The organism is Frondihabitans sp. PAMC 28766, from assembly GCF_001577365.1.
GTDB lineage: Bacteria > Actinomycetota > Actinomycetes > Actinomycetales > Microbacteriaceae > Frondihabitans.
The window spans coordinates 1,860,430-1,881,350 of record NZ_CP014513.1 but is presented as its reverse complement, the minus strand read 5'-3'; the positions used below and the strand labels follow the sequence as shown (position 1 = coordinate 1,881,350).

General features: G+C 69.7%; 19 protein-coding genes and 2 pseudogenes. 10 read left to right on the top strand and 11 right to left on the bottom strand.

Going from position 1 to position 20,921, the window contains the following annotated elements:
* Positions 1–180 precede the first annotated feature (180 nt).
* Together AX769_RS09180 and AX769_RS09175 are read left to right on the top strand one after the other, a co-directional pair.
* The gene (locus AX769_RS09180) at positions 181–405 is read left to right on the top strand and encodes a DUF3107 domain-containing protein (RefSeq protein WP_066278446.1); all 225 of its coding nucleotides are present in this window, start codon (positions 181–183) and stop codon (positions 403–405) included.
* A gap of 8 nt (positions 406–413) precedes the next feature.
* Positions 414–713 carry a hypothetical protein gene (locus tag AX769_RS09175; RefSeq protein WP_066278444.1) on the top strand — a complete coding sequence of 100 codons (300 nt, stop codon included), beginning with the start codon at positions 414–416 and terminating at the stop codon, positions 711–713.
* 77 nt (positions 714–790) lie between these two features.
* Here AX769_RS09175 and AX769_RS09170 read toward each other — a convergent pair whose 3' ends face one another.
* On the bottom strand, positions 791–1,516 hold the full coding sequence (locus tag AX769_RS09170; RefSeq protein WP_066278441.1) for a ferritin-like fold-containing protein: 726 nt from the start codon (positions 1,514–1,516) through the stop codon (positions 791–793).
* Between the two features lie 98 nt (positions 1,517–1,614).
* Between AX769_RS09170 and AX769_RS09165 the strand changes: the two genes are divergently transcribed.
* On the top strand, positions 1,615–3,090 hold the full coding sequence (locus AX769_RS09165) for a DEAD/DEAH box helicase (RefSeq protein ID WP_066278439.1): 1,476 nt from the start codon (positions 1,615–1,617) through the stop codon (positions 3,088–3,090).
* Positions 3,091–3,146: 56 nt separating this feature from the next.
* Here AX769_RS09165 and AX769_RS09160 read toward each other — a convergent pair whose 3' ends face one another.
* The gene (locus AX769_RS09160) at positions 3,147–4,001 is read right to left on the bottom strand and encodes a PHP domain-containing protein (protein ID WP_066278436.1); all 855 of its coding nucleotides are present in this window, start codon (positions 3,999–4,001) and stop codon (positions 3,147–3,149) included.
* 91 nt (positions 4,002–4,092) lie between these two features.
* Here AX769_RS09160 and AX769_RS09155 point away from each other — a divergent pair, with 91 nt between their 5' ends.
* From AX769_RS09155 to AX769_RS09135, 5 genes are read left to right on the top strand one after another with little or no spacing between them, the layout of a single operon-like run.
* A complete protein-coding gene (locus AX769_RS09155; protein ID WP_066278434.1) occupies positions 4,093–5,118 on the top strand; it encodes an endonuclease/exonuclease/phosphatase family protein in 1,026 nt (341 codons plus the stop codon).
* Between the two features lie 43 nt (positions 5,119–5,161).
* Positions 5,162–6,655, top strand: a complete 1,494-nt coding sequence (locus AX769_RS09150; protein ID WP_066278427.1) for an aminopeptidase P family protein — start codon at positions 5,162–5,164, stop codon at positions 6,653–6,655.
* A 9-nt stretch (positions 6,656–6,664) separates the two neighbouring features.
* Entirely contained in the window at positions 6,665–7,984 is a 1,320-nt protein-coding gene (locus tag AX769_RS09145) for a magnesium transporter MgtE N-terminal domain-containing protein (protein ID WP_066278424.1), read from the top strand.
* Positions 7,971–8,516, top strand: a complete 546-nt coding sequence (locus AX769_RS09140) for a DUF1003 domain-containing protein (RefSeq protein ID WP_066278422.1) — start codon at positions 7,971–7,973, stop codon at positions 8,514–8,516. Before AX769_RS09145 ends, AX769_RS09140 begins: the two co-directional genes overlap by 14 nt.
* Positions 8,517–8,539: 23 nt before the next feature.
* Positions 8,540–9,664, top strand: a complete 1,125-nt coding sequence (locus AX769_RS09135) for an Mrp/NBP35 family ATP-binding protein (protein ID WP_066283403.1) — start codon at positions 8,540–8,542, stop codon at positions 9,662–9,664.
* Positions 9,665–9,777: 113 nt separating this feature from the next.
* Here the strand turns inward: AX769_RS09135 and AX769_RS09130 are convergent, their stop codons facing one another.
* The gene (locus AX769_RS09130; RefSeq protein ID WP_066278420.1) at positions 9,778–10,167 is read right to left on the bottom strand and encodes a translocase; all 390 of its coding nucleotides are present in this window, start codon (positions 10,165–10,167) and stop codon (positions 9,778–9,780) included.
* A 62-nt stretch (positions 10,168–10,229) separates the two neighbouring features.
* Between AX769_RS09130 and AX769_RS09125 the strand changes: the two genes are divergently transcribed.
* The gene (locus AX769_RS09125; protein ID WP_066278418.1) at positions 10,230–10,856 is read left to right on the top strand and encodes an O-methyltransferase; all 627 of its coding nucleotides are present in this window, start codon (positions 10,230–10,232) and stop codon (positions 10,854–10,856) included.
* An 86-nt stretch (positions 10,857–10,942) separates the two neighbouring features.
* Here AX769_RS09125 and AX769_RS23000 read toward each other — a convergent pair whose 3' ends face one another.
* From AX769_RS23000 to dapE, 3 genes and pseudogenes are all read right to left on the bottom strand, one after another.
* Positions 10,943–11,119 carry a DUF3117 domain-containing protein gene (locus tag AX769_RS23000; RefSeq protein WP_082763640.1) on the bottom strand — a complete coding sequence of 59 codons (177 nt, stop codon included), beginning with the start codon at positions 11,117–11,119 and terminating at the stop codon, positions 10,943–10,945.
* 81 nt (positions 11,120–11,200) lie between these two features.
* Positions 11,201–12,448 (bottom strand): hypothetical protein, encoded by a 1,248-nt coding sequence (locus AX769_RS09115; protein ID WP_239451990.1) that lies wholly within the window; start codon positions 12,446–12,448, stop codon positions 11,201–11,203.
* Positions 12,433–13,502, bottom strand: a pseudogene (gene dapE / locus AX769_RS09110) (succinyl-diaminopimelate desuccinylase). Before dapE ends, AX769_RS09115 begins: the two are co-directional and overlap by 16 nt.
* Positions 13,503–13,546: 44 nt before the next feature.
* Here dapE and dapD point away from each other — a divergent pair.
* Positions 13,547–14,523: pseudogene (gene dapD / locus AX769_RS09105) on the top strand (2,3,4,5-tetrahydropyridine-2,6-dicarboxylate N-succinyltransferase).
* 156 nt (positions 14,524–14,679) lie between these two features.
* Here dapD and AX769_RS09100 read toward each other — a convergent pair.
* The 5 genes from AX769_RS09100 to typA all read right to left on the bottom strand — a co-directional run bounded on the left by AX769_RS09100 (position 14,680) and on the right by typA (position 20,858).
* Complete coding sequence (locus AX769_RS09100) at positions 14,680–15,975, bottom strand: citrate synthase (protein WP_082763639.1); 1,296 nt, start codon at positions 15,973–15,975, stop codon at positions 14,680–14,682.
* Between the two features lie 62 nt (positions 15,976–16,037).
* Positions 16,038–17,147, bottom strand: a complete 1,110-nt coding sequence (gene dapC, locus AX769_RS09095; protein WP_066278413.1) for a succinyldiaminopimelate transaminase — start codon at positions 17,145–17,147, stop codon at positions 16,038–16,040.
* Between the two features lie 18 nt (positions 17,148–17,165).
* Complete coding sequence (gene fdxA / locus AX769_RS09090) at positions 17,166–17,492, bottom strand: ferredoxin (RefSeq protein WP_066278411.1); 327 nt, start codon at positions 17,490–17,492, stop codon at positions 17,166–17,168.
* Entirely contained in the window at positions 17,492–18,835 is a 1,344-nt protein-coding gene (locus AX769_RS09085) for a PIG-L family deacetylase (RefSeq protein WP_066278409.1), read from the bottom strand. Before AX769_RS09085 ends, fdxA begins: the two co-directional genes overlap by 1 nt.
* A gap of 115 nt (positions 18,836–18,950) precedes the next feature.
* The gene (gene typA, locus AX769_RS09080; protein WP_066278404.1) at positions 18,951–20,858 is read right to left on the bottom strand and encodes a translational GTPase TypA; all 1,908 of its coding nucleotides are present in this window, start codon (positions 20,856–20,858) and stop codon (positions 18,951–18,953) included.
* Positions 20,859–20,921 lie beyond the last annotated feature (63 nt).

The following is a 20,921-nucleotide window of genomic DNA, read 5'->3' as shown; positions in this document are numbered from 1 at the left end:
CTGCGCCTGCGCCTGTCTCCGTCTTCGTCCCCGCTCGTCGGCGATTCAGGCTGAGCGCCAGTCAGACACCCGTTTCGGGCGCGAACCCGGCGCCACGCCTGAATTGCCGACAGGACGCCTGGGTAAGCCCACAGTGAACGCGTCGGGCGACCCGGCCCCGAGTCCGTTATCGTACGAGTCGTGGACATTCGCATCGGTATCGCCAACAGCCCCCGTGAGATCTCGTTCGAGTCGGCCGAGACGCCGTCCGACGTCGAGAAGGTAGTCGCCGACGCCCTCGACGGCAAGAAGTCCTACTTCACGCTGAAAGACAGCAAGGGCAAGGTCTTCCTCGTTCCGACCGCGGGCCTCGCGTACGTCGAGGTCGGCAGCGAAGAGCGCGGCCGCGTCGGCTTCGTCAGCTAGACGGCGCCATGGAACTCCTCTTCGCGGCCCTCGGCGGCACGCTCCTCGGCTTCATCTTCCACTTCGCTCTGCCCGGTCAAGAGACCCGCGGGGTGCTGTGGGCGGCGGGTTTCGCGACCTGCGCGGCCATCGTCATGTGGGAGGTGCTGATCTGGGTCGGCATGACCCCGGCCGACGGCTGGATCTGGGTGATCGACCTCGTCGTCGCCGCCCTGACCGCGATCGGCATCACCAGGATCACCACGGTCCGTCGGCGCGAGGCCGATCGGGTGCTGCTCGAGAGCCTGATGGGCGGCAGCGCGGCCTGAGCCGCCTCCGCCCGAGGCTCGTCGAGCTGTCAGCCTGTCAGGCCGTCAGGCTGTCAGTCTGTCAGGCCGTCAGCCTCTCAGGCCGTCAGCCCGAGGGAGTCCATCCGCCGGGTGTGAGCGGCGATCAGCTCGGTGAAGACGGGCTCGAGGCGCTCGTCGTCGGCCGACTGGTGCGACGCCGAGATGGCGGCGCGAGCGACCAGCAGCGTGTCGCCCACGAGGCGACGACCCCAGAGCGCGAGGCGCGACGCGAGCCTCGGGTCGGCCGAGATCGCGAGCGACAGCTCGCTCACGATGGCCTTCTCGTCGTCGGAGGCGCCCGTCTCGAGGGCGGTGACCACGCGGTCGTGCGAATCCGACGGCAATCCTGCGGCCAGGCGTGAGAACACGTCGTTGAGGAGGCCCGCGGCCACGTACGACGCCAGGATGCTCTCGTACCAATCGCCCCCACCCGTCCGGCTCTGGAAGTCGTCGATCACGGCCCGGTGCGGCTGCATGGTCTCGGGCACATCGGCGCCGGTGCGCTCGATCTCGGTCAGAAGCCCCTTGTGGCGCTCGAGCGTCGACGTGGCGACCGCGCCGGTCAGTGTCTTGGTGCGCGTCGAGGGTGCGATGTGGGCCGCCCGGCCGAGCGACTCGAAAAGCGCCAGCTGAAGGTAGGCGGCCTGGCCGAGGTAGACGTCGAGGTCGGGAGTGAAGTCGCCGAGCTCGACCCGGCTGACGACGCGGGGCCGCGACGCGGCGCGCGGCCTCGTGTTCGCAGGCCTGGCCCGTCTCGCCCGAAGGCTCTTCCATGACACCACGGCACCACCTTAGAGGGTCACCGCCGGGCACCGGGCGGCCCCGAGAGCCCGTCAGGCTAAACTGTGGGCTTACCCCTATATACGAGACAGGGCCACACTTGACATTCAAAGACCTCTCGATCGACGACGACATCGTCGACGCTCTGGCGGCGAAGGGGATCATCGAACCCTTCCCCATCCAGACCCAGACCATCCCGCTCGCTCTCGCCGGCCAGGACATCATCGGCCAGGCCAAGACGGGCACCGGCAAGACCTTCGGCTTCGGCCTCCCGATCATCCAGCGCATCGGCCTCGACCCGGCTCCCGGCGTCAAGGTGCTCGTGGTCGTCCCCACCCGCGAGCTGTGCGTCCAGGTGACGCAGGACCTCGAGATCGCCCTGACGAACCGCCCCGGCACGACGGTCGTGTCGATCTACGGCGGCAAGGCCTACGAGGGCCAGGTCGAGCAGCTCAAGGCGGGCGCGCAGATCGTCGTCGGCACGCCCGGTCGCCTTCTCGACCTCGCCGGCCAGCGCCTCCTCGACCTCAAGAGCGTCAGCGAGGTCGTGCTCGACGAGGCCGACAAGATGCTCGACCTCGGCTTCCTCGCCGACATCGAGAAGATCTTCGCCCAGACCCCGGCCACGCGCCACACGATGCTCTTCTCGGCGACGATGCCCGGGCCGATCGTGGCCCTCGCCCGCCGCTTCATGTCGAAGCCCATCCACATCCGCGCCACCGACCCCGACGAGGGGCTGACGCAGGCCAACATCAAGCACGTCGTGTACCGCGCGCACTCGCTCGACAAAGACGAGGTCATCGCCCGCATCCTCCAGGCCGAGGGCCGCGGCAAGACCGTGATCTTCACGCGCACCAAGCGTGCCGCCGCCAAGCTCGTCGAAGAGCTGAACGACCGCGGCTTCAACGCCGCCGCCGTTCACGGCGACCTCAACCAGGAGCAGCGCGAGCGCGCCATGGCCGCCTTCAAGGCCGGCAAGAAGGACATCCTGATCGCCACCGACGTCGCCGCCCGAGGCATCGACGTCAACGACGTCACCCACGTGATCAACCACACGGTGCCCGACGACCCCGACACCTACCTGCACCGCGCCGGCCGCACCGGTCGCGCGGGCAAGACCGGCATCGCCGTCACGTTCGTCGACTGGGACGACCTGCACAAGTGGGCGCTCATCAACCGCGGCCTCGAGATGAACATCCCCGAGCCCGTCGAGACCTACTCGTCGAGCCCGCACCTGTTCACCGACCTCGACATCCAGCAGGGCACCCGCGGCCGCCTCAAACCGACGTCGCGCGAGCCCGTCTCCCGGTCGAGCGACTCATCGAGCCGAGGCGACTCGGGTCGTGGAGACTCCGGTCGCGGCGGCTCGGGCCGTGGCTCGTCGGCCGACTCCGGTCGCGGTCGCACCCGCGGTGGCTCGTCGTCGTCGCGCCCGGCCGCCAGCGCCCCCGCTGCCGACAAGACGGCCACGACCGAAGCGGCCCCCGTGGCCGAGGGCGCCCCGCGCAAGCGCAGCCGCAACCGCCGTCGCCGCCCCGCCGGCGAGGGAACGTCGCAGCCCGCGCAGTCCGAATAGCAGCACCGGTCAGACCGAGCGCCTCGCCCCTTCGGGGTCGGGGCGCTTCGTTGTCATCAGCCCTGGATCGGCGCCGAGCCGGTCGCCTGCTCGACGATGCGCGCGAACTGCGCCGGGTCGGTCGAGTTCTCGGCCAGCCGGTTGGGTTTTCCGTCGCCGTGGTAGTCGCTCGACCCGGTCACGACGAGGTCGTACTTCTTCGCCAGCTCGAGCAGCCGCTCGCGACCGGCCGCCGTGTTCTCGCGGTGGCCGACCTCGACGCCGCCGAGGCCCGCCTCGACGAGCTCGATGAGGTGGTCGCGCGGCACATTGGTGTCCCGCCCGTGCGTCGCCGGGTGCGCCAGCACGGGCACTCCTCCGGCCTCTCGGATCAACCGCACGCCGACGAGCGGGCTCGGCGCCTCGTGCGGCTCGTAGTAGCCGCTCCGCCAGTGCAGGATCCCGGCGAACGCCGCGCTGCGGTCTCGGGCATACCCCTTGGCGACGAGGGCGTCCGCGATGTGGGGTCGCCCGAGCGTCGCGCCCTCCGACGCCTGGTCCAAGACGTCCTGCCAGCTGAGGTCGTAGTCCGCGCCGATCTTCGCGACCATGCGCTCGGCCCGATGCATCCGGTCGTCGCGCAGGCGCGTGGTCTCGCGCACGAGCGACGGCGATGCAGGATCGAAGAGATACCCCAGCATGTGCACGCTGCTCCAGCCGATCCGCGTGGAGAGCTCCATGCCCGGCACGAGCATCATCCCGGTGCCCTGGACGGCGGCGGCGGCCGCGGCCCAGCCCGCGGTGCTGTCGTGGTCGGTGAGTGCGACGGCGCCGAGGCCCTGCTCGGCGGCCGCGGCGACGAGCTCGGCGGGGGTCTCGGTGCCGTCCGAGACGCTGCTGTGCGTGTGCAGGTCGATCGGGCCGGTCCTCATCGCTCCATCGTAGGTCCCGGGCCGACACGCATCGGTCAGGTCGGCCCCGGCCGCGCGCGGACGGAGCCGAGTCCCCTATGCTCGTCCCACCGTGCTCCGTCGATTCATCACCTTCGTCCTCCTGCTCGCGGTCGCCGCGGCGCTGCTCGTGCTTGCCTTCCCCCAGGCTCTGGGGCTGCAGCAGCACTACTACATCGCCCAGCTCATCGCGTTCCGCGGCGTGCTCGTCGGAATCTCCCTCGTGGCCTTCGTCGTCTTCCTGCTGGTGGCGATCATCGCGCGGCCGGTGCGCGGCTTCTTCGGTGGCGCGGCGACTCTGCTCATCGTCTTCGCCCTCATCTCGTCGGGGGTGCTGTTCGAGCGGGGCCCCGGCGACGACAAGTTCAAGGCCGTCGAGACCGGCGACGTCACGGTGCTCTCGTGGAACACCCGAGGCGGCGCTCCGGGTGCATCGCGGATCGCAGCGCTCGCGCTCTCCGAGCACGCCACTGTCGTGAGTCTGCCCGAGACGCCCAAGCCCGTCGCCGAGGCGATCGCGGCCGACATGAAGAAGTACGGGTCGGCGATGAGCGTGCTCAACCTCACGTACTCACCCACCGACAAGTCGAAGTCGACGTCGCTGCTGATCAGCAGCAAGCTGGGCGCATACACGATGTCGACCGACCAGACGACCACCGAGATCCTGCCCACCGTCATCGCGACCCCCGTCGACCACACCGGCCCGACCATCGTCGCGGTCCACTCCGTGGCCCCGGTCGCCGCGTACATGCCGCAGTGGCGACACGACCTGAAGTACCTCTCGACGCTGTGCGGCGCGAAGGACACGATCCTGGCCGGCGACTTCAACTCGACCCTCGACCATCTCTCGGGCCTCGGCACCGGCAGCGCGACCCTCGGCACCTGCCGCGACGCCGCCCTGGCGACCTCGAACGCCGGCGTCGGCACCTGGCCGACCAACGTGCCGAAGCTGCTTGCGACGCCCATCGACCACGTCATGACGACCTCCGACTGGTCGGTGAGCGGGTTCGAGGTGATCGGAAGCGAAGACCAGGCCGGCAGCGACCACCGCCCGATCCTCGCCCAGCTGACGCCGAAGGACGACGCCGTCGCCGACTGAACGCCCACCCCATCCCAGGGTGGCTCGCGCCATACTTAGGGGCATGGCTGATCAGAAGGCTCCGCGCGCAACGTCCAACCGCTCGACGACACCCGTCTCCGACTCGTTCAAGGAGTACATCTCGTCGCAGTGGGCCGATCGGCCCGACAGCGAGGTCGCGCCGCTCGAGCAGGCGCCCTTCACCTCGGTCCGTCGCGCGAAGCTCTCGGCCCTCCACGCCGGCAAGCGTCTCGTCCTGCCCGCCGGCCAGGCCAAGGTGCGCTCCAACGACACCGACTACCCCTTCCGCGCTCACGCGGCGTTCTCGCACCTGACCGGCTGGGGCGCCGACACTGTGCCCGGCTCGGTATTGGTCCTCGAGCCCGCGGTCGACGGCCACGACGCCACCCTGTACTTCCGCGCGAGCGCCGGCCACGACAGCGACGAGTTCTATGCCAACTCCGACATCGGCGAGTTCTGGGTCGGCCCCCGCCCGTCGCTGGCACAGGTCGGCTCGGCCCTCGGCATCGCCACGCGCGACCTCGCCGACTTCGAGGACGTCGTCGCGACGTCGGGCCCCGACACGCTGCTGATCCGCGCGGCCGACCCGGATCTCACGCGACGCGTCGACGCGCTCGTCGGCGAGGCCCCGGCCCTCGAGGTCGTCGACACCGTGGCCGACCGGGCCGCCGGCCTCGAGATCCTGACCCGCGACGTCAGCGAGCTGCGCCTCGTCAAAGACGCCTACGAGATCGCCGAGATGCGTGCCGCGGTCGCCGCAACGAAACGCGGCTTCGACGACGTCATCGACGACTTCCCCGAGATCGTCGCGCACACCCGCGGGGAGCGCCTCGTCGAGGGCACGTTCAACCGCCGAGCGCGGGCCGACGGCAACACCGTCGGGTACGACACGATCGCAGCCTCGGGCGACCACGCCTGCATCCTGCACTGGACCCGCAACGACGGCGTCGTCGCCCCCGGCGACCTGATCCTGATCGACGCCGGCATCGAGCTCGAAAGCCTCTACACCGCCGACATCACGCGCACGCTGCCCGTGTCGGGCACGTTCAGCGACGTGCAGCGGCTCGTCTACGAGGCCGTGCTCGAGGCCGCCGACGCGGCGTTCGCCATCGTCAAGCCCGGCATCAGATTCCGCGAGGTGCACGCCACCGCGATGGCCGTGATCGCCGAGAAGACCGCCGAGTGGGGCTTCCTGCCGGTCAGCGCCGCCGAGTCGATCGAGCCCGACAAGCAGTACCACCGCCGCTACATGGTGCACGGCACCAGCCACCACTTAGGGCTCGACGTGCACGACTGCGCGGCCGCTCGTCGCGACCTCTACATCGACGGCACCGTCGAAGAGGGAATGGTGTTCACCATCGAGCCGGGGCTCTACTTCCAGCCCGACGACCTCACCGTGCCCGAGGCGTTCCGCGGCATCGGCGTGCGCATCGAGGACGACATCCTGGTCACCGCGGACGGCGCCGAGAACCTCTCGATCGGCATTCCGCGCACCGCTGCCGACGTCGAGGCGTGGATCTCCGGCGCAGCAGGCTAAATTGGTCTCGTGAGCGCCACGAGAGTCTTCGTCGCCCGATTGGCCGGGTGCTCCGTTTTCGACCCCGCGGGCGACAAGGTCGGCAAGGTGCGCGACGTCCTGGTGGTCTACCGCGCCTCCGAGTCTCCGCGCGTCGTCGGCTTCGTGGTCGAGGTGCCGGGCAAGCGACGGGTGTTCGTCAGCATCGGCCGCGTCACGAGCATCGGGTCGGGCCAGATCATCACGACGGGCACTGTCACCCTGCGCCGCTTCGAGCAGCGCGGTGGAGAGGTGCGCGTGATCGCCGAGCTGCTCGGCCGACGCGTGCGTCTGCGTCACGACGACTCCGCCGCCACCATCGAAGACGTCGCGATCGACGAGACGGCATCGGGCGACTGGGAGATCGGTCAGGTCTTCCTGCGCAAGCCGAAGGCGACGCCGTCGCCGTTCGGCAAGGGCGCGACCGTGTTCGCCAACTGGGGCGACGTGCGCGAAGAGAACGCCCCCGGCACGGCTCAGAGCGCCGAGCACGTGATCGCCGCCTATTCCGACCTCCTGCCGGCCGACCTCGCCAACACGCTGCTCGACCTCGGCGAAGAGCGACGCTACGAGGTCGCCGAAGAGCTCTCCGACGACCGCCTGGCCGACGTGCTCGAAGAGATGCCGGAAGACGAGCAGGTCGCGATCCTGAGCCGCCTCGAAGACGACCGCGCAGCCGACGTGCTCGACCAGATGCAGCCCGACGACGCCGCCGACCTCATCGGGCAGCTCTCCGACGAGCGCCGAGAGGCCCTCCTGCTCTTGATGGAGCCCGAAGAGGCCGACGACGTCCGCATGCTGCTGAGCTACGACTCCGACACGGCCGGCGGTCTGATGACCACCGAGCCCGTCATCGTCTCGGGCGACGCGACCGTCGCCGAGGGCCTCGCGATGATCCGCCGGCACGAGATCGCTCCGGCGCTCGGTGCGGCCGTCTGCGTCGTGCTGCCGCCCTACGAGCCGCCCACCGGGCGCTTCCTCGGCATGGTGCACTTCCAGCGGATGCTCCGCTACCCGCCCAACGAACGCCTCGGCACGCTGCTCGATCAGCAGCTCGAGCCGGTCAACGTGGGCGCGTCCGCTCTCGAGGTCACCCGGGTGATGGCCCGTTACAACCTCGTCTCCGTTCCGGTTGTCGACGACAACCACCGACTTGTCGGGGTGGTGACAATCGACGACGTCCTCGACCACGTGCTGCCTGACGACTGGCGCAGCCAGGATCCCGAGCAACCTTTGGGCCGCACGCGGCCCCGCCTCAGAAGAGCACCCGTGACCAGCACCGGAAGGAGGACGCCCAATGGCACGCGATAGCCGCAGTGACGTTCGTCTCGATTCGCCCAAGGGCCTGCGCGTCCGCGTCCTTCCGGGGCGCAACCGACCCAATCGCGACTCCTTCGGCCGAGCGACCGAGTCGATCGCCCGCGGGATGGGCACGCCCTACTTCCTGATCGCTCTGACGGTCTTCTGCGCTGTCTGGATCGCCTACAACACCTTCGCCCCCGTCGCCATCCGCTTCGACTCTCAGGCGAACGGCTACACGGTCCTGACACTGGTCCTGTCGCTCCAGGCCTCGTATGCCGCGCCCCTCATCCTGCTGGCCCAGAATCGCCAGGACGACCGCGACCGGGTCCAGGTCGAGCAGGATCGACAGCGCTCCGAGCGCAACCTCGCCGACACCGAATACCTCGCGCGAGAGGTCGTCGCTCTGCGCCTCGCCATCAAGGACATGGCGTCGAAAGACTTCATCCGCGACGAGCTGCGCTCCCTCCTCGAAGAGCTCGAGGGGCACGACGGGCCCGACGGCGCGGCGCGCGACGAGTCGATCGCCCGGGGCACCGTGTGACCTCCCCCGGCGACGTCGAGGGCATGGTCCGCACGGCCCTCACCCGCGTCCTCGACCCCGAGATCCGCAAGCCGATCACGGAGCTCGACATGGTGGGGGCCGTGAGCGTCGCGGCCGACGGTGCAGCCACCGTCGCCGTCAAGCTCACCATCGTCGGGTGCCCGGCCGCCGACACGATCGAGCGCGACGTACGGGCTGCCACCGCGGCCGTCGCGGGCGTCTCGGCGGTCGACGTCGACGTCACGGTCATGACGCCCGCCGAGCGCAAGGCCCTGACATCGAAGCTCCGCGACGGGCGCGCCAAGCGCGGCATGCAGTTCGGCCCCGACTCGCTCACCCGCGTCTACGCGGTCACGAGCGGCAAGGGCGGGGTCGGCAAGTCGACCGTCACCGCCAACCTCGCCGTCGCTCTGGCGGCCCGTGGGCTCGCCGTGGGCATCGTCGACGCCGACGTCTACGGCTTCTCGATCCCGGGGCTCCTCGGCCTCGTCGACGGCAACGGGGCGTCCGTGAAGCCGACGCAGGTCGACGACATGATCCTGCCGCCCGTCGCCCACGGTGTGAAGGTGATCTCGATCGGCATGTTCGTCGACGACACCTCGACCGCTGTCGCCTGGCGCGGCCCCATGCTGCACCGCACCATCGAGCAGTTCTTGACCGATGTCTATTTCGGCGACCTCGACGTCCTGCTGCTCGACCTGCCGCCCGGCACCGGCGACGTCGCGATCTCGGTCGGGCAACTGCTGCCCCACGCCGAAGTCATCGTCGTGACGACCCCTCAGCCGGCTGCTGCCGACGTCGCCGAGCGCTCGGGCCTCGTCGCGCGCCAGACCGGCCAGAAGCTGCTGGGCGTCGTCGAGAACATGGCCGGGCTCGTGCAGCCCGACGGCAGCGTGCTCGAGCTCTTCGGCACGGGTGGCGGCGCCGAGACCGCCAGGCGCCTCTCGACGGGGCAGGAGGCCACGGTCGAGCTGCTCGCCAGCATCCCTCTGAGCATCGGGCTCCGTGAGGGCGGCGATTCGGGCGTGCCGGTCGTGGTCGCTGCCCCGCTCGACCCCGCGGCCGCAGCTCTCGACGCGCTGGCCGCACGCCTCGCCGTCCGCGAGCGCGGCCTCGCCGGCCGCCGCCTCGGCCTCAGCGTCGGCTAGCGCCGCCCGGCCCGGCGTCACCCCGGATTTCGGGTGACATCCCGACGCCGCGGCGCTGGGACCACGGCCGAAGCACGGGGTCTCAGGCCGAATCGGGATCGGCTAGGCACGGCCTAGGTGGCCTCGTTGTCGTACGGCGGCGCCTCGCCGGCGGCGAGCGGCACGGTCGCCATGCGATACGGCGCGGACGGCAGGCCCGCCTCCACGGCCGCAGCGGCCGACGCGGGGGTGGAGATCGCTTCGACTTCGGTGGGGTCTTCGAGCAGGGCGTCGCGGATGATGCGTCGCGGGTCGTACTGGCGCGGGTCGAGCTTCTGCCAGTCCATGTCGACGAACTCGTCGCCCATCTCGTCGCGCATGCGGTCGCGCGCCTGGTCGGCCATGCCGCGGACGGTTCGGACCAGGCTCGCCAGCTTGGACGCGTAGACGGGAAGACGTGTCGGACCCAACAGCAAAACAGCGATCAGGGCGATCACGAAGAGCTTGTCGAAGGATTGCAACACGAGAAGAGACTAACTGCTTCCGCGCCAAACCAACCCATAGAGTTGACCGACGAGGAGTGAGAGTGCCGCACAGAGAGTCCAGTTGGAAGTTCGCCGAAGAGCTGGTCACCGAGGGTGACGCGATCGGTCTGGCGCGCCAGCACTCCCTCGAAGCCGGAGTCGACACCGTCTCGCCGGGCGTCGGGGCCCAGCTCGCGGTCACCGCGGCCCTCGTCGGAGCCTCCAACATCATCGAGATCGGCACCGGTCTCGGCGTGTCGGGGCTCTGCCTCCTGCAGGGCGCGCCCGACGCGACGCTCACGTCGATCGACGTCGAGCTCGACCACCAGCAGGCCGCCCGCGAGGCCTTCGCCCTCGCCGGGGTACCCGCCAATCGGGTGCGTCTGATCACGGGGCGCGCCACCGAGGTCCTGCCTCGCATGAACGAGAACTCGTACGACGTCGTGCTGGTCGACGCCGACCCCGAGGGCGTCATCGAGTACGTCGAGCACGGGCTTCGGCTGGCGCGCACGGGTGGTGTGGTGCTCGTGGCGCACGCTCTCGTGAACGGGCGGGTCGTGAACCCCGCCGCCCGCGACGGCGTGACCGCCGACTACCGCACGCTGCTGACCGAGGTGTCGACTTCGCCCGCGGTGATCTCGGCCCTCGCGACGTCTGGCGACGGCCTCCTGCAGCTCGTCAAGCGCTGAGCCGGCTCGGTACGACGACGCCCCGCCGCGCACGCTGGGTGGCGTGCAGGGCGGGGCGTCGAGGCCCAGACAGGGCGTGGGCTAGATCAGGAGGCTGTAGCGACGACCCCGGCAAGGGCGTCGTGCAGTTCGCGCGCTTCGTCATCGTTGACCGAAACCACGAGGCGACCACCACCTTCGAGCGGAACCCGCACGATGATGAGACGCCCCTCCTTAACAGCCTCCATTGGTCCGTCGCCGGTTCTCGGCTTCATGGCTGCCATCAGATAGTCCCCTTTCGCGGAATGCTCCCCCCTATTATCCGTGATTTCGGCTGGATGCCCTAAACCACTCGGAAAACGCTGTCACGGCGGAGTCCAGTCGTACCCGTTGACCCACCAGCAGATCGAGAGCCAGCCCCACTGCCCGGCGACCCCCGCGACCACGAGCACGACCCGGAAGAGCTTCGACCGCGGTACGGCCAATGCCCCGAGCAGCGGGAACATCGGCATGAGCACCCGGAAGGTCGACGACTGCGGGAAGAACACGGCCAGCAGGTACACGGCGTAGGCGGCCACCCACAGCCGCAGCTCGATCGGCAGGCGTCGCACCCACGGCGAGACGAACGCGAGGGCGAACAGCAGCACGACCACCGCGAGCAGGATCACGCCGGAGCCGTGCGGCAGCCACCAGTTCGCCCCCTGCACCCACGACGTGAACGGCAGCAGCTTGCCGAAGCCGATGTAGACGGCCCGCCACGACAGCTCGGTGTCGGTGTAGGCGGTGAGGTCGCCGGTGACGAACGCCGCCACCAGTGGCCAGGCGAGGCCCAGGATGCCGGATGCCACGGCCACGATTCCGAGCCGGCAACGCTCGCCTATCGTGAAGGGGTCTTTCGCACGGCGCACGTGACGCACCGCCCAGAGCGCCGCGAGCGCCGGTGCGAACGCGACGACGCCGGGCCTCGTGAAAGCGGCGACCGCGATCACGAGTAGCATCAGCCAGTAGCGCCGCTGCATCAGGAAGAGCAGGGCTGCCGCGAGCAGCAGCAGGAAGAGGGCCTCGGCGTAGTCGACCTGCAGCAGGGGCGACAGCGGCGCCACGCAGAACAGCACGACGGCGAACAGCGCCGAGCCGGCGGGGAGGAACCGCAGCACGAGGCGGTAGACGACGACGGCGCAGCCCGCGGCCGAGGCCACCGAGACGAACACCGCCACCGGCGAGAAGGGCGCCCCCGTCACGATCATCAGCCCACGCACGATGTACGGGTAGACGGGCAGGAAGGCCCACTGGTTCTGCCCGACGTGGCCGAGGGCGTCGAGCGGCAGCGAATGCGGGTAGCCGCTCATCGCGACTATGTAGTACCACTGGCCGTCCCAGATCTGCGCGTAGGCCGCGTAGCCGGGGCGGGCCAGAGTCCACGGGTTCGTGGCCTGGACGTGGGCGAAGCCGAGCAGCAGGGCGGTGCTGACGACGCGCGAGAGCGCGAAGACCACCAGCACCCGAGCCCACCACGGGGTCGCGTCGTACGCGCGTCGAATCCTGCCGCCACCGCCCGGGTCGACCTGCGGGGGTGCCGCGTGGGCGGCCCGGGTGATCAGGCCGTCAGCCACGCCCGCAGCCCGCGCTCGCACTCGGTGATCTGGTCGACGGCGACGCGCTCGTCGTCGGCGTGGGCCTTCATGGGGTCGCCGGGGCCGTAGTTGACGGCGGGGATGCCGAGGCCGGCGAAGCGCGCGACGTCCGTCCAGCCGTACTTGGGTGTGGCCTCGCCGCCGACAGCGGCCAGGAACTCCTGCGCCAGGGCGGCGTCGAGACCGGGGCGGGCGCCCTGGGCGAGGTCGACGATCTCGACCTCGAAGTCGCCGAACAGCTCGCGGATGTGGGCGACGGCCTCGTCGGCCGAGCGCGACGGCGCGAAGCGGTAGTTGATGTGCACCATGCACGCGTCGGGGATGACGTTGCCCGCCACTCCCCGGAGATGCCGACGGCGTTGAGCCCCTCGCGATAGACCAGCCCGTCAACCTCGACCTGGCGCGGCTCGTACGCGGCGAGGCGGTCGAGGATCGGGGCGGCCCTGTGGATGGCGTTGTCGCCGATCCACGAGCGGGCCGAATGCGAACGCAGACCCCGGGTGCGGATCTCGGCGCGGAGGTTGCCGTTGCAGCCGCCCTCGACGCTCGAATTCGAGGGCTCCATCAGGATCGCGAAATCAGCCGTGAGCAGGTCGGGATACAGCCGCGTGAGGCGGCCCAGACCGTTGAGGGCGTCCGAGACCTCTTCGTGGTCGTACCAGACCCAGGTCACGTCGACGTTGGGCTCGGTGAGCTCGACGGCGAGCTTCAGCGCGACGGCGCAGCCGGCCTTCATGTCGACGGTGCCGCGGCCCCAGAGATACTCCACGCCGTCGATGTGCTCGGTCTTCGTCGGCACGTTGTCGTTGATCGGCACCGTGTCGACGTGACCGGCGATGACCACCCGCTTGTCGCGGCCCAGGTTCGTCTTCGCGACCAGGGCGTCGCCGTCACGGAAGAGCTCGAGGTGCGGCGCCCCCTCGAGCACTGCCCAGATGTCGTCGGCGACGGCCTTCTCGTCGCCCGAGACGCTCGCGATGTCGCAGAGCTGCCGTGTGAGGTCGATAGAGGAGACGGTGAGGTCGAGAGCCATGACGTTCAGCCTATCCGCCGCTGCCGTACCGATACCCTCGAAGCATGAGCAGCGAGCCCGCGACCCCCGCCGTCCCGACAGCCGCCTGGGGCTACGGCCTCGCCACCGTCGCCGACTCGGGCACGGTGCTCGACACCTGGTTCCCGAGCCGCACCTCGGCGACTTCCCCGCCGACCGCGATCCTGCCCTCGTCCCTGCCGACATCGAGACTCTGGCCGGCCCCGACGAGCGCCGCGCCGTGCGGCTCGAGCCCGTCACCGTCCGCATCGACCTCACCGTGCCGCCGGAAGGCGTCAGTGACGCCTACCTGCGCTTGCACCTGCTCAGCCACCTTCTCGTGAAGCCGAACACGATCAACCTCGACGGACTCTTCGGCGTGCTGCCGATCGTGACGTGGACGAACGCCGGGCCGCTGGATCCTGCCGACTTCGCCCGCCTGCGCATGCCCCTGCAGCGCGCCGGCATCCACACCACCGGCATCGACAAGTTCCCTCGGCTGCTCGACTACGTCTCGCCCGACAGGGTCAGGATCGCCGACGCTTCGCGCGTCCGTCTCGGCGCCCACCTCTCCCCCGGCACCACGGTGATGCACGAGGGTTTCGTCAACTACAACGCAGGCACCCTCGGCTCGTCGATGATCGAGGGGCGCGTCTCGCAGGGCGTCGTGGTCGGCGACGGCTCGGACGTCGGCGGCGGCGCATCGATCATGGGCACGCTCTCGGGCGGAGGCACCCAGCGCGTCTCCATCGGTTCGCGGGCTCTTCTCGGGGCGAACTCGGGCGTCGGCATCTCGATCGGCGACGACACCGTCGTCGAGGCGGGGCTCTACGTCACCGCCGGCACCAAGGTGGTGCTCGTCGGCACCGCCGCCGACTCGAACGGCAAGTCGCAGACCGTCAAGGCCGTCGAGCTCTCGGGGCGCCCCGGCTTGCTCTTCCGCCGCAACTCGCTCACCGGCACCGTCGAGGTGCTGGCCCGCCGCGGCTCCGGCGTCACGCTGAACGCGACGCTCCACGCCTAGCGGGCGCCGCCACCCTCGCTGCCGCGGTCGGGGCCAGCGGCGCAAGCACGAGCCCGAATTCACGCAGTAAGCCCGAACTAGTTCGGGCATCTTGCCTGAAATCGGACTCATGCCGATGGCGGTGCCGGTGGCACCGGGCAGGGCCCGCGGCGGCCGCTAGCGGTCGGTCGGCCAGTCGCGGGCGGTCTCGCCGATGTAGAGCTGCTGGGGGCGGCCGATCTTGGTGGCCTTGTCGGTGTTCATCTCGCGCCAGTGCGCGATCCACCCGGGCAGGCGCCCGATGGCGAACAGCACGGTGAACATGCGCGGCGGGAAGCCCATCGCCTTGTAGATGATGCCGGTGTAGAAGTCGACGTTCGGGTAGAGCTTCCGCGAGATGAAGTACTCGTCGCTGAGCGCCACCTGCTCGAGTTCGAGCGCGATGTCGAGCAACTCGTCTTTGACGCCGAGGGCGGCGAGCACCTCGTCTGCGCTCTCTTTGACGAGCTTGGCGCGCGGGTCGTAGTTCTTGTAGACGCGGTGCCCGAAGCCCATCAGCTTGACGCCGTCTTCTTTGTTCTTGACACGCTCGACGAACCGGGCGACGCCTTGGCCGGAGTCGCGGATCTCGGCGAGCATCTTGAGCACCGCCTCGTTCGCGCCGCCGTGCAGCGGACCGTAGAGCGCCGAGATGCCTGCCGAGATCGACGAGTACATGTTGGCCTCGGTCGAGCCGACCAGGCGCACGGTCGAGGTCGACGCGTTCTGCTCGTGGTCTTCGTGCAGGATCAGCAGGCGCTCGAGCGCCTTGGACAGCACCGGGTTCACGACGTAGGGCTCTGCCATCGTGCCGAAGTTCAACTTCAAGAAGTTGTCGACGAAGCTGAGCGAGTTGTCGGGGTAGAGGAACGCCTGCCCGAGGCTCTTCTTGTGCGCGTAGGCCGCGATGACGGGCAGCTTCGCGAGGAGGCGGATGGTCTGCAGCTCGACCTGCTCGGGATCCTTCACATCCATGGTGTCTTCGTAGAACGTCGACAGCGCGCCGACGGCGCTGGAGAGCACCGACATCGGGTGCGCGGTGGCGGGCAGCGCGTCGAAGAACCGGCGCAGGTCTTCGTGCAGGAGGGTGTGGCGGCGGATGCGGGCGTCGAACGAGGCCAGCTCGTCGGCCGTGGGCAGCTCGCCGTAGATCAGCAGCCAGGCGGTCTCGAGGAAGGTCGAGTTGGCCGCGACCTGCTCGATCGGGTAGCCGCGATAGCGCAGGATGCCCTCGTCGCCGTCGATGTAGGTGATCGCGCTCTTCGTCGCAGCCGTGTTGACGAACCCCGAGTCGAGCGTCGAATAGCCCGTCTGTTTCATGAACGTCGAGATGTCGACGCTCGAAGCGCCGTCGGTCGACGGCACGATGGGGAACTCTGCACTCCCTCCAGGGAACTGCAGCGTGGCCTTCTGGGCTTCGTTGGCATCAGTCACCCCTTCAGCCTAATCGGCTCGGAGCATGTCAGGACACATGTCGCGCAAGTGGCGAGCGAGGGCTACGCCTTCACGGCGGTCAGGCGATGCACGGCGGCGTCGATCCGCTCGTCGGTCGTCGTCAGCGCGATGCGCACGTGCTGGGACCCGTCGGTGCCGTAGAACGTGCCAGGGGCCACCAGGATGCCACGCTCGGCGAGCCACGAAACGGTCGCCCAGGCATCCTCGCCCCGCGTCGCCCACAGGTAGAGACCGGCAGAGCTTCGGTCGATGCGGAACCCGGCCTGCTCGAGCGCCGCCTTCAGGCGGTCACGCCGCCCGCGGTAGAGCGCCTTCTGCGCGCGGACGTGCGTGTCGTCGCCGAGGGCTGTGACCATGGCGCGCTGCACGGGGGCCGGCGGCATGAGCCCGGCGTGCTTGCGCACGGCGAGCAGCTGCTGAACCACGTCGCCGCAGCCGGCGATGAAGCCCGCACGGTAGCCGGCGAGGTTCGACTGCTTGGACAGCGAGTAGACCGAGACCACGTTGCGGCGCGTGTCGCCGATCACGCGCGGGTCGAGGATGCAGGGCGTCGCGACGGTGTCGTACTCCGGCGACCAGCCGAGCTCGGCATAGCACTCGTCGCCGGCGATGACGGCACCGAGGTCGCGGCCGCGCTCGACGGCGCGCCGCATCGCCTCGAACGACAGCACGCTGCCGTCGGGGTTGCCCGGGCTGTTGAGCCAGATCAGCTTGGTCGACGCCGGCCACTCGTCGGGGTCGTCGCTGGCGAGAGCCTTGGCGCCGACGAGGGCCGCACCCAGCTCGTAGGTCGGGTAGGCGTTCTTCGGGTAGACGACGGTGTCGCCCGGGCCGATGCCGAGCCACAGCGCCATCCCGGCGATCAGCTCTTTCGAGCCGATGGTCGGGAGCACGTTGGCGTCGGTCAGGCCGGTGACGCCGCGGCGGCGCTCGTACCAATCGATGATTGCGGCGCGGAGGGCCGGGGTGCCGGCGACCTGCGGGTAGGAGTGGGCGTCGGTCGCCTCGCGCAGCGACTCGCGGATGAGCTCGGGCGTGGGGTCGACCGGCGAGCCCACCGACAGGTCGACGATGCCGCCTTTGTGGCCGCGCGCCACGGCGGTCGCGTCAGCGAGACTGTCCCACGGGAAGTCAGGAAGGTCGAGAGCCACGGTGGTGCGCCCTCCGCTCTAGTGCTCGGCGGACTGCGGAGGCAGCGCGGAGATGACGGGGTGGTCTTTGGCGATCACGCCGACCTTGGCGGCACCGCCGGGCGAGCCGATCTCGTCGAAGAACTCGACGTTGGCCTTGTAGTAGTCGGCCCACTTGTCGGGCAGGTCGTCTTCGTAGTAGATCGCCTCGACGGGGCACACCGGCTCGCAGGCGCCGCAGTCGACGCACTCGTCGGGGTGGATGTACAGCGAGCGTTCGCCCTCGTAGATGCAGTCGACCGGGCACTCGTCGATGCAGGCTCGGTCTTTCACGTCGACACAGGGAAGAGCGATCACGTACGTCACTAGTGGCTTTGTCCATTCGCGTCGGGCAGGCCCGGGGCGGCCTGCGGCGATCCTGCAATCCTATCTCGACCGGTGCCCGTGCCTCGCCGATCGCGGGGCGGCAGCTTGGGCCAGACGAGCACCACGGCGGCGACGAGGATCGACCCGCCGATCCAGGTGTAGCCGATGATGTTTCCCGGGATCAGCACCGATCCGCCGGCACTCGTCTGCGAGAGCACGGAATTGACGACGGTCAGCCCGATTGCGACGATCAGCCCGACGAGGCGCGAGTCGAACAGCAGCCGGAAGCCGACCATCAGGGCGACGACGAAGGCCAGCGCCAAGACGACGCCCAGAGGGAACCTGCCCGCAAGATCCTGGTGCGCCACTGTGCCGATGGCCCCGAAGAGGGCCCCGACGACGAGCGCGAGGACGTAGGCGACGACCTTGCCGGGCAGCCCGAAGTCGTCGAGGTCGGTCGCCCCGAGTGCCGGGGCAGGGGCGATCGGCTCGGCCACGTGGCGGAAGGTCTCGACGACGGTGACGGGCACCACGGCGCCGTGCGGGAACTCGAGCGCGGGGCCCCCGGGCGTCGACACCACGGTGACCTGCGTGCGGTACTGCCGGAGGGCCTCGACCTTGCGGTCGAGCACCGGGCGACCGTCGATGGCGACGTCGGCCGTACCCACGGCGTGGGCCGAGCCGACCGAGACGGGGCCGTCGCCCGGGGCTTCAGGATCCGCTTCGGTCGCGAAGGCGGTGTCGCCTTCGACCACGACGGTTCCGGCGGTGATCGCGAAGAAGGGCACACCGGCCAGGCGCGCGACCCGCAGAGCCGCCCGGTTGACGCGCACGTGGTCGGGGTGGCCGTAGCCGCCGTCGGTGTCGTAGCTCACGATCGCGCCCGGCCGCACGTCGGCCACGACTGCGGCGAGGTCGGAGACGATCTCGCCGAACTCGGCGGCGCAGAAGGCGGCAGGATGCAGGTCGGGCACCGGGACGGCGCGGCCGTCGGCCCCCCACGCCATGCCCGAGTCGCGGTAGACACGGGTCTCGCGCCCCGCCGTGCGCGCCCCGACCTCGCCGAGGAAACGGTGGTCGGTGACGCCGAGCGCGGCCATCGCACCCGCGATCTCGCCCTCGCGGTGGACGGCGAGAGCGGCCGGATCGTCGCGAAACGACGCGAGGTCGTCGGGGATGACCTCGCCCAGCTCGCCGCGCGTGCAGGTGACGACGGTCACCTGCGCGCCCGCGTCGACGAGCGTCGCGATCGTGGCACCGGTGACGATCGTCTCGTCGTCGGGGTGGGCGTGGACGAGCAGGACGCGCTCGAAAGCGCCGGGCTCGGAAAGCGTGGTGGACATCACTGGCAAGGATAGGCGATGGAGGCCTGGCAACTCGTGCCCGAGCGGGTCTCTTGCCGAACGCCCCGCCTCCCAGAAGGGACGCGGGGCGTTCGAGCGGAGACCGGACCGTGACCTACGCGTTGGCCTTCTTCAGGCGAGCGGTGGTGCGAGCACGCTCGGACGCGGCCAGCGCGACCTTGCGGATGCGGATCGCCTCGGGGGTGACCTCGACGCACTCGTCGTCGCCGGCGAACTCGAGGGCCTCCTCGAGCGAGAGGACGCGCGAGGGCGTCATCGACTCGAAGTTGTCGGCCGTCGACTGACGCATGTTGGTCAGCTTCTTCTCTTTGGTGATGTTGACGTCCATGTCGTCGGAGCGAGAGTTCTCGCCCACGACCATGCCCTCGTAGACCTCTTCGGTGGGCTGCACGAAGAAGGTCATGCGCTCCTGGAGGTTGATGATGGCGAAGGGCGTGACGACACCCGAGCGGTCGGCGATGATGGAGCCGTTGGTGCGGGTCGAGATCTCGCCCGCCCACGAGTCGTAGCCGTGAGAGATTCCGTTGGCGATGCCGGTGCCGCGCGTGTCGGTGAGGAACTGCGTGCGGAAGCCGATGAGGCCGCGGGACGGGACGATGAACTCCATGCGCACCCAGCCCGAGCCGTGGTTCGCCATGTTCTCCATGCGGCCCTTGCGGGCGGCCATCAGCTGCGTGATGGCGCCCAGGTACTCGTCGGGCACGTCGATGGTCATGTGCTCGTACGGCTCTTGGAGCTTGCCGTCGACGCGACGCGTCACGACCTGCGGCTTGCCGACGGTGAGCTCGAAGCCCTCGCGGCGCATCTGCTCGACCAGGATGGCAAGGGCGAGCTCGCCTCGGCCCTGGACCTCCCACGCGTCCGGGCGCCCGATGTCGACGACCTTGAGCGAGACGTTGCCGACCAGCTCGCGGTCGAGGCGGTCCTTGACCATACGGGCGGTGAGCTTGTGGCCCTTGATCTTTCCGATCACGGGCGACGTGTTGGTGCCGATCGTCATCGAGATGGCCGGGTCGTCGACCGTGATGGTCGGCAGCGGGCGCACGTCGTCGGGGTCGGAGAGCGTCTCGCCGATCGTGATGGTGTCGAAGCCTGCGACGGCGACGATGTCGCCGGGGCCGGCGCTCTCGGCGGGGTAGCGGCTGAGCGCCTTGGTGATCAGGAGCTCGGTGATACGGGCGTTCTGGACGGAGCCGTCGTGCTTAACCCAGGCGACCGTCTGACCCTTCTTCAGCGTGCCGTGGAAGACGCGCAGCAGAGCGAGGCGGCCGAGGAACGGCGAGGCGTCGAGGTTGGTGACGTGCGCCTGGAGGGGGTGCTCGTCGTCGTAGGTCGGCGCCGGAACGTGCTTGAGGATCGCGTCGAAGAGCGGCTCGAGGTCGTCGTTGTCGGGCAGGGTGCCGTTCTCGGGCTTGTTCGTCGACGCGGCGCCGTTGCGGCCGGACGCGTAGACGACGGGCACGTCGAGGATGGCGTCGAGGTCGAGGTCGTCGACCTCTTCGGCGAGATCGGAGGCGAGGCCCAACAGCAGGTCCTGCGACTCGGCGACGACCTCGTCGATCCTGGCGTCGGGGCGGTCGGTCTTGTTGACCAGCAGGATCACGGGCAGCTTGGCGGCCAGCGCCTTGCGCAGCACGAAGCGGGTCTGCGGCAGCGGGCCCTCCGACGCGTCGACGAGCAGCACGACGCCGTCGACCATGGACAGGCCGCGCTCGACCTCGCCGCCGAAGTCGGCGTGGCCGGGGGTGTCGATCACGTTGATGGTGATGGGGCCGTCGGTCGCGTGCACGCCGTTGTAGAGCACCGAGGTGTTCTTGGCGAGGATCGTGATGCCCTTTTCGCGCTCGAGCTCGTTGCCGTCCATCATGCGATCGTCGGTCTCGAAGTGAGCGTCGAAGCTGTTGGTCTGCTTGAGCATGGCGTCGACGAGGGTCGTCTTGCCGTGGTCGACGTGGGCAACGATTGCCACGTTGCGCAGGTCACTGCGGATGGCAGTCGCCATAGTTGTACGTCCTTTTGAGAGGGGTGCGGGGGAGAAAGTCGATGGGGGCAGCCGTGGCCCCGA